The organism is Pedobacter sp. NEAU-ZC8 (assembly GCF_059278965.1).
Genome location: NZ_JCAJXC010000004.1, coordinates 89,092 through 101,048, shown reverse-complemented (window position 1 = coordinate 101,048; position 11,957 = coordinate 89,092). Strand labels below are relative to the sequence as shown.

The 11,957-nt window shown below is 40.0% G+C and carries 13 protein-coding genes and 1 tRNA gene; 7 read left to right on the top strand and 7 right to left on the bottom strand.

Annotated elements, in window-relative coordinates:
• Positions 1–267 precede the first annotated feature (267 nt).
• The 3 genes from AC5WJX_RS04835 to AC5WJX_RS04825 are packed head-to-tail and all read right to left on the bottom strand — an operon-like array spanning position 268 to position 1,679.
• Positions 268–576, bottom strand: a complete 309-nt coding sequence (locus tag AC5WJX_RS04835) for a DUF3817 domain-containing protein (RefSeq protein ID WP_440430421.1) — start codon at positions 574–576, stop codon at positions 268–270.
• A 21-nt stretch (positions 577–597) separates the two neighbouring features.
• Positions 598–1,053, bottom strand: coding sequence for a hypothetical protein (locus AC5WJX_RS04830; RefSeq protein ID WP_494483584.1), 456 nt, complete (start codon positions 1,051–1,053; stop codon positions 598–600).
• Between the two features lie 38 nt (positions 1,054–1,091).
• Positions 1,092–1,679: a TetR family transcriptional regulator gene (locus AC5WJX_RS04825; protein WP_494483583.1), complete on the bottom strand. Its 588-nt coding sequence runs from the start codon at positions 1,677–1,679 to the stop codon at positions 1,092–1,094.
• 228 nt (positions 1,680–1,907) lie between these two features.
• Between AC5WJX_RS04825 and AC5WJX_RS04820 the strand changes: the two genes are divergently transcribed.
• Both AC5WJX_RS04820 and AC5WJX_RS04815 read left to right on the top strand, forming a co-directional pair.
• Positions 1,908–2,966, top strand: coding sequence for a bifunctional transcriptional activator/DNA repair enzyme AdaA (locus AC5WJX_RS04820; protein ID WP_494483582.1), 1,059 nt, complete (start codon positions 1,908–1,910; stop codon positions 2,964–2,966).
• Positions 2,967–3,176: 210 nt separating this feature from the next.
• Positions 3,177–3,785 carry a RagB/SusD family nutrient uptake outer membrane protein gene (locus AC5WJX_RS04815; RefSeq protein WP_494483581.1) on the top strand — a complete coding sequence of 203 codons (609 nt, stop codon included), beginning with the start codon at positions 3,177–3,179 and terminating at the stop codon, positions 3,783–3,785.
• Positions 3,786–4,059: 274 nt separating this feature from the next.
• On the opposite strand, the gene AC5WJX_RS04810 is transcribed toward AC5WJX_RS04815, so the two are convergent.
• From AC5WJX_RS04810 to AC5WJX_RS04800, 3 genes are all read right to left on the bottom strand, one after another.
• Entirely contained in the window at positions 4,060–4,881 is an 822-nt protein-coding gene (locus tag AC5WJX_RS04810) for a DUF4249 domain-containing protein (RefSeq protein WP_494483580.1), read from the bottom strand.
• Positions 4,882–4,909: 28 nt separating this feature from the next.
• Positions 4,910–7,285 carry a TonB-dependent receptor gene (locus tag AC5WJX_RS04805; protein WP_494483579.1) on the bottom strand — a complete coding sequence of 792 codons (2,376 nt, stop codon included), beginning with the start codon at positions 7,283–7,285 and terminating at the stop codon, positions 4,910–4,912.
• A gap of 173 nt (positions 7,286–7,458) precedes the next feature.
• Positions 7,459–8,202 (bottom strand): SDR family oxidoreductase, encoded by a 744-nt coding sequence (locus tag AC5WJX_RS04800; RefSeq protein ID WP_494483578.1) that lies wholly within the window; start codon positions 8,200–8,202, stop codon positions 7,459–7,461.
• Between the two features lie 94 nt (positions 8,203–8,296).
• On the opposite strand from AC5WJX_RS04800, the gene AC5WJX_RS04795 reads away from it, so the two are divergent.
• From AC5WJX_RS04795 to AC5WJX_RS04785, 3 genes are all read left to right on the top strand, one after another.
• A complete protein-coding gene (locus tag AC5WJX_RS04795) occupies positions 8,297–8,740 on the top strand; it encodes a winged helix-turn-helix transcriptional regulator (RefSeq protein ID WP_494483577.1) in 444 nt (147 codons plus the stop codon).
• Between the two features lie 252 nt (positions 8,741–8,992).
• A complete protein-coding gene (locus tag AC5WJX_RS04790; protein WP_494483576.1) occupies positions 8,993–10,012 on the top strand; it encodes a sensor histidine kinase in 1,020 nt (339 codons plus the stop codon).
• 2 nt (positions 10,013–10,014) lie between these two features.
• The gene (locus AC5WJX_RS04785) at positions 10,015–10,737 is read left to right on the top strand and encodes a LytR/AlgR family response regulator transcription factor (protein ID WP_494483575.1); all 723 of its coding nucleotides are present in this window, start codon (positions 10,015–10,017) and stop codon (positions 10,735–10,737) included.
• 46 nt (positions 10,738–10,783) lie between these two features.
• On the opposite strand, the gene AC5WJX_RS04780 is transcribed toward AC5WJX_RS04785, so the two are convergent.
• Positions 10,784–10,857, bottom strand: a tRNA-Ile gene (locus tag AC5WJX_RS04780).
• A 69-nt stretch (positions 10,858–10,926) separates the two neighbouring features.
• Here AC5WJX_RS04780 and AC5WJX_RS04775 point away from each other — a divergent pair.
• Positions 10,927–11,562: an HAD family hydrolase gene (locus AC5WJX_RS04775; protein ID WP_494483574.1), complete on the top strand. Its 636-nt coding sequence runs from the start codon at positions 10,927–10,929 to the stop codon at positions 11,560–11,562.
• A 58-nt stretch (positions 11,563–11,620) separates the two neighbouring features.
• A complete protein-coding gene (locus tag AC5WJX_RS04770) occupies positions 11,621–11,938 on the top strand; it encodes an Mpo1-like protein (protein ID WP_440430427.1) in 318 nt (105 codons plus the stop codon).
• Positions 11,939–11,957: the final 19 nt, after the last annotated feature.

Genomic DNA, 11,957 nt, shown 5'->3' with positions numbered 1-11,957 from the left:
ATTAAACTTTCCACGGGTAGCGCGAGCGGCATCTGACTTCCGTGGAGCTTACTTGTCCTTCGATCACCGTTGAGCATCCCGGTATGCCTTATACTACCTCAGTGCAAGCAAGAAAATTTACTTCAGGGCTGTAAATACTTTAGAGGAGGCTTCATTTGCAATTAAGCAGTTTTTTGAGCAGCCTGCGCTTCTACATGAAGGCTCGAAGTATGGATTCGTCTTCAAGCCCTTGACCTATTTACTGCCTAATTCATCCTTAGTGTGAAACTAAAGTTTAACTTTTCGCAATACCTGATGGTCAATGTAGAAGGTGCCAAAAGGAATCATACACGCTAGAAGCACCTTCCAGGTGGTCTCTCTAAATTTCCAATGCTGTTCAATGGCAACCATTAATGTGTTTAGAATAAACCACAGAAACAAGGCACCGTGAACAGGTCCGACTGCCTTGACGAGTGCAGGGTTCTGGCCAAAGTACTTCAAGGGTACAGCAATGAATAACAATATCAGCAAGGAGGTCCCTTCCAGATAACTTATAATTCGTAAACGCCCGAGTTGGGATTTGAAAATTGAAAACATATTCTGTCGTGTTTGATCAAATTAGCGGAATAAAGGTCTGCTTGCGAAAGGCGAAAAAGGCCAGGGAATGGCGATCAGGATCAGGATCAGCGCCACTGTATACCAGATCAGAATGGTTTTATGCTGAGCGGAAGCGGTTGAAGCCCGTTTTGCCTTTGCAGATCCTACGGTTAACACCACGATAGCAAGGAGCATGAAAGCGATATGCAGATACTTGAAAAATGCATGTTGACTCATCAGTGCCCTGCTGCTAACAGGCATAGAATACTTCAATATTGGGCTGTAAAAATATAACACCATACCGAGCATCAACTGGATGTGAGCAAATGTTGCAGTCCAGTGTCTGATGCTGTTTGCTAAAGGCGTAAAGGCCAGTTTAAGCTTCCAGCCATTGTAGGCAACATAAATACTAGTCAACATCATGAGCAGTACGAGCCATCGAAATATAGAATGAAGTGGTAGGAGAGAGGAATACATAAGAATAAATACTAGTTGGTATGTTTTTGCTGAAAAAATTATTTAAGGGTTTTCAGGTAAATTTTAAACTGCTCGAGGAACTCAACGTAGGAAGGTCTTCCGAACACTTTACCAATGTTTCGTACGCCACTATAGTTTGCTGTGATGTAAAGTGCAATTTGCTTGGGCTCAAATGCCGGGTTTAATTGCCCATTTGCCTGTGCAGTTTTAAGACTTTTTTCAATTGCCGCCTGCCATTCGACCATGATGATCATCAATGCTTTTCGGAACGATTCATTCAAAGGCGCCATTTCATCAATCAGATTAACTGCCGGACAACCATATTCTACTTTGAAAAAGGGATTGTACAAGAGTAATGCTTTGATCATGTTGTAAATGTCTTGTATAAGATCGTCTGTACGCCCCAGCACATCAATCATGTAAGGCACCATACCTGGATACATAACTTCTTTTATCATTGCCAGGCCCATCTCTTCTTTATTCTTGAAATGATAGAAGAAGGCTCCCTTAGTTACCGCCGTGCTTGCGATGATTTCATCGATACTAGTTGCCTGATAACCTTTTAGGTAAATTAACTTAAATGCATTTTCCAGAATATGGTTTCGCGTTGCCGCTGCCTTTGACATAAGATACTAGTTGGTATGTTTTTCAAAAGTAGAAAAAGTTTGGATGCAGTCCTAATGTTCATGTCAGGTTTTCGTCAAGCTATTTGGAAGGGTTAAGATTTAGCGATAACTAAAGATTAGACGAAATAAGAAAATAGTTGTAAAGTTTCCGGTTGTTCAATGACTCTGGAGCCTGTTCTTTTGTACCATGAATTAGCGTAAAAGAATTTGTATCTTAAATTAATGGCAATGAACGAGACTTTAGATGATGTTTATTACAAAGCATTGGTAGAAAAGGATAGCCGATATGAGGGCAGCTTTATTGTTGGTGTAAAAACGACCGGTATATTGTGCCGTCCGACCTGCACCGCCAGGAAGCCTAAACGGGAGAATGTTGAGTTCTTCCCAACAACAAAGGAGGCCATGCTAAAGGGTTATCGACCATGTAAGATCTGCAGGCCTTTAGAGCAGTTGGGTGAGACACCTTTGGCAATCAAAAAGATTTTAGATGCTTTGACTGCTGATCCTTCCAGGAAATTTAAAGATTGGGATCTGCGTCAGCAAGGTATTGATCCAGCTATGATGCGGCGCTGGTTTTTAAAACATCACGGTATTACCTTCCATGCCTACCAGCGGGTTTATCGAATTAATTCGGCTTTTAAACGCATTAAAAATGGAGAAGGAGTAACAAGCACTGCCTTTGATGTAGGCTTCGATTCTTTAAGCGGTTTTGGGGATTCCTTTAAGGCGATCTTCGGCGTTTCCCCTAAGCTAAGTAAAGCACAGACCATCGTCGATCTTTGCCGATTGGAAACCCCTCTTGGGACCATGTTTGCCTGTGCAACGGAACAAGGTATTTGCCTGCTTGAATTTACAGATCGTAAGATGCTGGAAACCGAGTTTAAAACCCTTGCGAAAATGTTGAATGCACATATCCTTCCCGGAAACAATCCACATTTCACCGTATTGAAGCAGCAGTTGGCTGAATACTTTGCAGGATTGCGAACGGAATTTACGGTTCCAATCTTCAGTCCGGGTACGAGCTTTCAGCAGGAGGTTTGGGCTTGTTTACGAAAGATTCCTTATGGGCAGACCAGATCTTATGCACAGCAAGCTGCGGCCATCCATCAGCCTGCTGCGGTTAGAGCCGTGGCGAACGCCAATGGGATGAACCGGCTTTGTATTTTGATTCCTTGTCACCGGGTAATTGGTACCGATGGAAGTTTAACTGGATTTGGCGGCGGACTTTGGAGAAAGCGCTGGTTGCTTGATCTGGAAAGCAAGAAGACCAGACCTGGTTTATTTTAATTGGGTTGTAAAAATTAAACAATAGCGTGTTGAACTAGCTCAGCCTCAGCGACTCTTTGTAAGAAGAATATTGCATGGCTGCCATCCAGGAAGCCGGACAGCACACTTTATTCCGCTGATTTCAAACTTGGATCACCGTTTGAAAAATTTGAAAATACCGACCTTCGTAAAAAGCCCTTTCGCTATTTAGGTAATGGCAATTATGAAGGCATGTTTTTGAACGGCTTGCACACCACGCCCGCTGGTGCAGTGATCAATGGCGGGGAGGAATACAAAGATCAGCCGCTTATATTCAGGGATCAGGTTGCCAGATTCTCTGAAGTTGGTCCTGGTAAAAAGTACGCCTCCATTGCTCAATTAGAATCTAAGATGTCTTCGGGCGAGGAGAATACAGGCGTAAGGCCAGTGAAAGTACCAATTCCACCATTGGCGGAAAACACGTTGCGCTGGGGCGCCGATAATCCGGTAATCCGCCTTGCTGAGATCTACTACATGCTTGCGGAGTGCAAGTGGCGTGCAGGGGATCGGGCAGGCGCTGCTGATTTGATCAATACCGTTCGTAAACGCAACTTCCCGAACGGTGTTGATCCCAATCCAGCAACTGCGGCAAACCTGGATCAAAACCGGTTTCTGGATGAATGGAGCATCGAGTTCCTTGCTGAGGGTAGAAGAAGAACCGACCTCATTCGGTGGAAGGTGTTTACTTCTGCAAACTGGTGGGATCATCAGGCATCCGGTTCAAATCATTTGAACAGGTTCCCTGTACCTACTGAAGCAATATCCGGAAATAACAACCTGGCTCAGAATCCAGGATACTAGTTGATATTCGATTCAAAAAAATAGTCTGGACTTACCTGCATTTGAACTTTCAATGAAGAACATGCAAGTAAGTTCAGACTTTTTTGTTTCTTTTTGTTTTGTATAAAGATTAGTTTTAAGAAAAATTAACTCGCTTCACCTATTTGCCTTTCAATAGTTAATCATGGTTCTATTCTAAATAAAAAAGGTACAATTATTATCTTATTCATTTATACTGTTCAAATAAACACGAAGGATGTTGTTCCATATGCTTTGTGGCATCGCTTCAATTGGATTACTTAATTTTATAGCTTCTGGTATCCATTTCTGCCAGCCTGAAATAGCCGAAAGCGTAATTTTCGCTATTGGTCTGATTGATAATGTTACCGCGGACAGCACTTGGTGTCACAGGGAAAGGGTTGCCATCATTGCCTGTAGCCAGTATTAATTTGAACATGTAATTGTAATAGCTTCTTGAAATGCCGTAGAGTTTAATATCTACTTGGTCCCCAGCTTTAAACTTTTCATTCGAATAGGACTCCTGCATTAGATTACCGTTAGTATGTTCATCATCTTCAACTTCAAGCTCGGGGAAGGGCGAATGCGGCTGGGTGATACTGCTTAGATAAGCGTTTGCCTGACTTGCATTATCCTTATAGTAAAAGGTTATTTCAACTTCATCACCGATTTCACCACCCTGGTCATTCTGATCAATAGTCTCTTCAATTTGTGGAACAGGGGTCAATGTTTCTGATGCAGTATAGGTCTCCCCATTTAAAACAACCTTTAAGTTATAAGTCTCGCCGATAACAGGAAGGAAATCCTGACAAACATATTGCCCCGTTCCGGGAGTTTCTAAAAAATTAAAAACGGTATTTGATGCATTTGTTACAGTAACAAGTGCTCCTGAAACGCCCGGGACTTCGGAACTGTAGTATCCTGTTGTTGTTAACAATATGATCTTTTGTTCATTGCCGGCTGTATTTTTAGCCCAATCTATAGACGCATCTATAACCAGTCTTGGCGGTGCAGTCTTAAGCGGCACATCGATAGTTTTTTCGCATCCTGTTACAAACAGTGCAACGGACAGTATTATAATTTTTTGTAGTAGTTTCATTTTATATTTTTTTAGTGGGTGTTTGCTTTTAGAATTTTACGTTGTAGGTGACACTAGGGACGATACCAAATATGGATACTCTTCTTGTCTCACTTATTCCTGTATCTTCATTCTGCCTGAAGGAGTACGATGCTGCATTATTTCTGTTGTAGAGATTGTAGATGCTAAAATTCCATTCACCCTGCCATCCTCTTTTTTTGTCGGGTTTAGGCGTATAAGTTGCAGATACATCTACACGGTGGTATGCGGCTAAAGAATTTTCATTTCTTGCTCCGTAACTCGCAACATTGACGCCCTGATACCGGTATTTTCCATTTGGAAATGTTGCCGCTTTTCCGCTTTGGAAGGTCAAAATCCCGCCAAATGTCCATTTTGGACTTACAGCATAAGCGCCTGTAACAGATAGATTATGTAATTTGTCATAATTTGCCCTGTACCATTTTCCGTCATTTATGCCCGGCTCCTCTGCATTTCTGCCTGGAGTTCTTTGTTGTGCTTTAGAAATCGTATAGGAGACCCAGCCAGTCAGCTTTCCTGTATTTTTTTTGAACATCATTTCCAGACCGTACGCTCTTCCTTCTCCGTTTAAAAGCACGCTTTCTATAGCATCAATTCCAAGTAGATCTGCGCCGTCAATGTAATCTGCTTTGTTCTTTACTTTTTTATAGAAGGTTTCAGTTTCCAGTGAATATTTACCATCCTTAAAATTGCGGAAGTACCCCAGTGCTACCTGATCTAAAATTTCTGGTTTGAGGTACTGGTCGGAAGGCGCCCATATATCAAGCGGACTTGCAGCGGCAGTATTGGATATTAGATGAACATATTGGCTCATTCTATTATAACTAGCCTTGACGGATTGGTCATTGTTTAGCGAATAAGCTATGGCAAGTCTTGGTTCCAGGTTGTCAAAACTTGCAATTTTTTTGTTTTTTGAATAGTTTATTGTTCCTGTTGGCGTAGCCTCTTCATAAATGTGGAGCTCCTTATCGTATATAACCGGTTGATTGTTGACATAGGTGTATACTTCCTGTGCGCCTAATCTTTGAAAATTACTGTAGCGAAGTCCGTAAGTGAGGGATAATTTTTCAGAAAGGTTTTGTTCCGCACAAATATACGCGGCATTTTCAAACGCATATTTTTTGGCCAACTGGTCTGGATTTACACCTGAACTCACTCCATATGGCCTGATCGTTCCTGGATTAAAATTGTAATAAATTGAATTTACACCATAGTTTAAAGTCAGGTTATTGGAAACATAATGTTTAAAATCATATTTGAAATTGTAATTTTTAACCTCTGCTTGCCAGTCAAGACCAGCGGAATTTATTTTGATCTGGTAGTCATAATCGCTATAAATAGCAGATGCATTAGAGAAGATCTTATCAGAGAAGATATGGTTCCATCGTAGATTAAGCAGTTTATTACCGTAGACGTTTATAAAACTGTTATTGAAGTTCAGGTGGTCGTTACCAAAGTAGCCCGAAACAAAAACATTATTTTTATCATTGAATTTGTAATTGAACTTGGTATTCAAATCAAAGAAATAGGCTGAATTTGGTTCATCTGCCATTTTCAAAAAGAGGTGTGCGTAAGATCCTCTTCCCGCAACTACAAAGGAACTTTTCTCTTTGACAATAGGCCCTTCAACAAGCAAGCGGCTTGAGACTAATCCGATACCCCCGTTAACATGGTACTCCTTGTTATTTCCCTCTTTTTGATAAATATCCAGTACTGATGATATACGCCCTCCGAAATTGGCAGGAATACCTCCTTTGTAGAGTTTTAAATCTTTGATTACATCTGAATTGAATACAGAAAAGAATCCGAATAAATGCGAGGTATTATAAACAACGGCCTCATCAAGCAACACCAAGTTTCCATCAACAGAACCTCCTCTGACATTAAAACCCGATGCACCTTCCTGGGCATTGGTAACCCCAGGGAGCTGTAAGATTGATTTCAGGACGTCTACCTCACCCAGAACGGCCGGCATCTTTTTTATCGTGGCAATAGACAGTTTATTGGTACTCATTTCAGGTTTTCGGATGTTTTCTTTTCCTGAATTGCTATTTACTATGACTTCACCCAATGTTTTACTGTTTTCATTCAGCGCAAAGTTCCTTTTTGTGTTTTCGGTCAGCGTGATCGTTTCTTCTATATTATCAAAACCGAGGTGGCTTATGATAATGGTGTAAGTTCCTTTTGGCAATGTGGTTGTGTAAAATCCATAAGAATTGGTAGCAATGCCTACTTTCGCTTCCGGAATGTAAATAGTCACGCCAATCAATGTTTCAGTATTGGATTGATTCGATATTGTGCCGCTGAGGGTAACTTTTTCTTGCGGGTATGCATGGGATACATAAGCAAAAAAGAATGCGAGCAAGGATAGGATTCTACTTTTCATTTTATAATGTTTTATTTGACATTTTTGGCTAAAGTAGATTTTTGCCGAACCCGCATATTTTATATATACAAAATGCCTTACTTAATATATTAAAGCAGCTTTTGCATATAGTAAATCAATTGCATAAAGACATAAACGGACAGCCATGTGACGGCCGCCCGTTTCATAGAACATTATTTTAGTGCGTAATTAAGGTAACCACCATCGGCAATGATTTCAGTTCCTGTGATGAAACTTGCCGCATCAGAGGCCAGGAACAAAACCGTTTTCGCAATTTCATTAGGATCTCCAAACCTTTGCAGCGCTGTAGCACCAGCCAAAAACTCTTTTGCTTCAGCAGGTATCACCGTGTTTAAGCCTGGTGTCTCTATAGGTCCTGGACTAACAATATTGACGCGGATCTTTCTTCCAGCCAGTTCATTTGCAGCAATTTGGGCGATTTTATTCAGAGCTCCTTTAGTTGCAGAATATACAATGGACCCCACATTTGCGGCAGTGGCAGCAGTTGAAGAAGTGAACAATACTGCCCCTCCATCTGCCAGATGAGGAAGTAATTTCTGCAGCGTAAAGAAATGGCCCTTGACGTTGGTGTTAAATTGTGCATCAAAATTTGCTTCGGTTACTTGTTCGATTGGCTCAAATTTGCCGATTCCCGCATTCAAGAAGAGCACATCTAATTTGTTTCCTGCTTCTGCGACCTCTTTTTCCAGGATCGAAATGCCTTCGAGTTTGGAGGTGTCTGAAACTACAGTAAATAATCTTGGGTTGTTTATTTCTGCATTTGCCTTTTGTAGATTTTCGGCATTTCTGCCTGTAATCCAAACATTTGCACCTGCAGCAATAAACGCTTTTGCTGTTGCCAGGCCTATACCTGTGCTTCCGCCTGTAATGACGACGTTTTTATTTGTAAAGTCCATAATTAAAAATTTAGTTATTTTTGTACTCTGTTTTTTGAACTACAAACGTATAGAAAAGTAGTTTTAAAAACGAACTGCTTTTAAATTTGACATCATGAAAACAATGGAGAGAAGATCAACGTGCCCAGTAAATTATTCAGTGGAAATCTTCGGTGATAAATGGATGTTGTTGCTCTTGCGGGATTTAATGTTTAACGGGAAAAATTCCTTTTTGGAATTTCGGGCATCGGACGAGAAAATATCTTCGGCTGTACTTACGGAAAAGCTCAATACGCTTTTAAATGAGGGGATTGTATCTAAAGTAACCTCTCCGAAAAATGCTTCTAAATTCCTGTATTTGCTAACTGACAAGGGTATCGAACTTGTGCCTTTCATGGTGGAGATTCTTAACTGGGGCTCCAGGTACAACCCCGATGGCGGTCCCAAATCATTGCTTGAAGACTTTAAGAAAAATAAAAAGAAAGCGATCACGGAGCTACAGGAGAAACTAAGGAGCCAGCGACATGCCCTTATAGAAAACGGAATCAACGCTTTCTAAAGAAGTTAACGCGAATTCCACATTCAGTTCACCTATTTACGAGATTTTCGGTGTTTTTAAATCGGCTCCCTCGTTCCCGGGAGATTCAACTGGTGCGGCATATTCAACGCTTAGAAAAGGAGGTATATTCAGATGGTGCTTTCGTATATAATTCATGGGCTTTCGTATATTAAATATATCTATACTTTAGAGGTTGATACATTTGCTCGAATCTAGTACAGGCTCATGAATAAAATTTTACACAGAAAAACTATGGACGCCAATTGGATGCTTCAGTTAATTGTATCAGAAAAATACCGATTTCAACGTCATTTGTTACTGATCGCATTTTGTATTGCTGTTTTATATTATAGTCCACCGGACTATGTAGAACCTTTTGAGACCTATAATCGAGCCGTTGTCTTTTTTCAGATCATCTTATTAGCCTACAGTAACATGTATTTTTTTGTGCCTAAATTTTTGTTTAGGAAAAAATACCTGCATTATGGTCTTTTCGTGCTTTCAGGCACGATTCTTTCGTTTTACATTCATGAAGTTTTTTCCTGGTTTTTTAAAACTGATTTACTGCCTTACGAGGATGATAGTATTAACTTCTTTACCTTCTCCTTCATGATCATGATGCTGATTATCGCATCGGCAGCAGTCAAATTATTCCAGCAGTGGATATCGGATGCCCAGCTGATTCATGATCTGGATCTGGCCAAAACTAATGCTGAATTGGAGCAGCTCAAGAATCAGATCAATCCGCATTTCCTTTTTAATATGCTCAATAACGCTAATGTTTTAATTGACGATGATCCTAAGAAAGCTTCGCAGGTCTTAATGAAATTAAGCGACCTACTTCGTTATCAGCTGTATGACAGCTCGAGAGATCGAGTGTTATTGACTTCAGAAATCCATTTCTTAGAAGACTTTTTAAACCTCGAAAAAGTTAGACGGGATAATTTTAAGTTTTTAATATCCAAGGAAGGTGAGTTGAATGGGGTGCAGGTTCCGCCCTTGTTATTTATCTCCTTTGTCGAAAATGCTGTTAAACACAATAATGATTCAGCGAAACTATCCTATGTAAATTTGTTTTTGGATGTCCGCCATACTGAGCTTTATTTCAAATGCATAAACTCAAAGCCGGCGGTGAAAGCGGTCAGTAGATCAGGCGGATTAGGTCTGGTCAATATTAAGAGAAGATTAGAACTCTTGTTCCCTGCTTCACATGATTTGAAAATTGAAGACAATTCCGAAACGTACTGCATTTCCTTAACTTTAAAATTGTAGAAATGAACTGCATAATAGTAGATGATGAGCCATTAGCAAGAATAGCCATCCAAAAACTGGTTAATGAAACTGAAAATCTGGAATCTATAGCTTCATTTAACGGAGTAGATACTACAAGAGAATTTCTGGCAAAAAACGCTGTTGATCTAATATTTCTTGATATTCGAATGCCAGGAGTGAATGGAATTGAATTTGCCAAAACTATTCCTAAAACAACTCTGGTGGTGTTTACAACCGCTTTTCATGAATTTGCTTCAGAGAGTTATGAGGTCGACGCTATTGATTATTTGATCAAACCTGTAAAATTAGAGCGCTTTCAGAAAGCGGTTGAAAAAGCGCAGACCTATTGTAAATTATTCCATACAGATTGTACAAACAGTAATATAGAAAACATAACCGATGATTATATTTTCGTAAAGGCAGATCGACGAATGTTCAAACTGCATTTTAGTGATATTCTTTACATTGAAGGCCTGAAAGATTATGTAATAATTTACATTGAAAATCAAAAGGTGGTCACACTCATGAATATCAAAACTATCCATGATTTGCTTCCGAAAAGTTTCTTTGTAAGGGTTAGCAAATCATACATCATTAATGTAAACAAGATTGATTCTGTAGACAACAACACGGTATATATCGGAAAGACTGAAATACCGATTGGTAATATCTACAGGGATTTCTTTTTCAATGAATTTGTAACCAAAAAGATTCTGAATAGGTAATGAATCAAAAAAACCGCCTACGAATTTCGTTAGGCGGTTTTTTTTGTGGGCCCAGCTGGGCTCGAACCAGCGACCAAAAGATTATGAGTCTTCTACTCTAACCAACTGAGCTATAGGCCCGCGTAAAATCTATGTTGATTTTGCGAGTGCAATGTTACATATTTACATTCAATTTTTAAAACAGTTTTTATGCAAAACATTAAAAATATCATATTTGACTACGGTAATGTTATCTTCGAAATAAACTTTAAAAAAGCGCAGGAAGCTCTTGCTCAGCTAGGTATTGCGAACATTGAAGACTTTTTTGCCCACAAAACACATAATACCTTATTTGATGATTTTGAAACTGCCGCGATTTCAGAAGCACAATTCAGAGCGGGGATAAGAGCTGCCGCGAACAATCAGAATTTAACCGATGAAGAAATTGATGCGGCATGGAACAGCCTTCTTGTTGGTGTTCCTCCAACGATTCATGACACACTCCTGGAAGTCAGAGCCAAATACCGCACTTTTCTGCTAAGCAATAATAACGTTATTCATTATAAATACATCATTAGCTATCTGGATCGTGAATTCGGGATGCCGGATAACAGCAGTCTTTTTGAAAAAACATACTATTCCCAGGACATGTTCTTGAGGAAGCCGAATGTGGAAATATTTAAGAAGGTGATTGCAGAAAATGATCTCGTGCCGGAGGAAACGTTGTTTATTGATGATAGTCCACAACACTTGGTTGGCGCGAAGCAAGCGGGATTTCATACGTTGTTGATGGATGTTCACCCGCGTGAACTGGGTTCGTTTCTCAAAAAACATGGAATATTATAATTCCCGGACCAAGACATTCGCGATATCGCTTAATTTTGCAAGAAGTTAATATACACCTATGGAAGAGAAGAAGTACAAGACCTTAGCCGAATTTTACCCATTTTACCTTTCAGAACATCGAAATTTAACCAGCAGGGTTTTACATTTTATCGGCACTGGTCTAGTAATTCTCTGCTTTATAACCGCGATTTTATTTCATACCTATTACTTCTTGCTAGCTATGCCCGTTGTTGGGTATGGATTTGCCTGGGTGGGACATTTCTTCTTTGAAAAAAACAAGCCAGCGACTTTTAAATATCCACGCTTTAGCCTGGCTAGTGATTTCATCCTTTTTTGGGATTTGCTATCTGGCAAACAGCCCTTCCGGGTTAAATAGTCCAAATCCTTGGTCCTGA

Coding starts and splice junctions, on each gene's coding strand:
- AC5WJX_RS04835 (WP_440430421.1), bottom strand. CDS start 576: ATGTTTTCAATTTTCAAATCCCAACTCGGGCGTTTACGAATTATAAGT.
- AC5WJX_RS04830 (WP_494483584.1), bottom strand. CDS start 1,053: ATGTATTCCTCTCTCCTACCACTTCATTCTATATTTCGATGGCTCGTA.
- AC5WJX_RS04825 (WP_494483583.1), bottom strand. CDS start 1,679: ATGTCAAAGGCAGCGGCAACGCGAAACCATATTCTGGAAAATGCATTT.
- AC5WJX_RS04820 (WP_494483582.1), top strand. CDS start 1,908: ATGAACGAGACTTTAGATGATGTTTATTACAAAGCATTGGTAGAAAAG.
- AC5WJX_RS04815 (WP_494483581.1), top strand. CDS start 3,177: ATGTTTTTGAACGGCTTGCACACCACGCCCGCTGGTGCAGTGATCAAT.
- AC5WJX_RS04810 (WP_494483580.1), bottom strand. CDS start 4,881: ATGAAACTACTACAAAAAATTATAATACTGTCCGTTGCACTGTTTGTA.
- AC5WJX_RS04805 (WP_494483579.1), bottom strand. CDS start 7,285: ATGAAAAGTAGAATCCTATCCTTGCTCGCATTCTTTTTTGCTTATGTA.
- AC5WJX_RS04800 (WP_494483578.1), bottom strand. CDS start 8,202: ATGGACTTTACAAATAAAAACGTCGTCATTACAGGCGGAAGCACAGGT.
- AC5WJX_RS04795 (WP_494483577.1), top strand. CDS start 8,297: ATGAAAACAATGGAGAGAAGATCAACGTGCCCAGTAAATTATTCAGTG.
- AC5WJX_RS04790 (WP_494483576.1), top strand. CDS start 8,993: ATGGACGCCAATTGGATGCTTCAGTTAATTGTATCAGAAAAATACCGA.
- AC5WJX_RS04785 (WP_494483575.1), top strand. CDS start 10,015: ATGAACTGCATAATAGTAGATGATGAGCCATTAGCAAGAATAGCCATC.
- AC5WJX_RS04775 (WP_494483574.1), top strand. CDS start 10,927: ATGCAAAACATTAAAAATATCATATTTGACTACGGTAATGTTATCTTC.
- AC5WJX_RS04770 (WP_440430427.1), top strand. CDS start 11,621: ATGGAAGAGAAGAAGTACAAGACCTTAGCCGAATTTTACCCATTTTAC.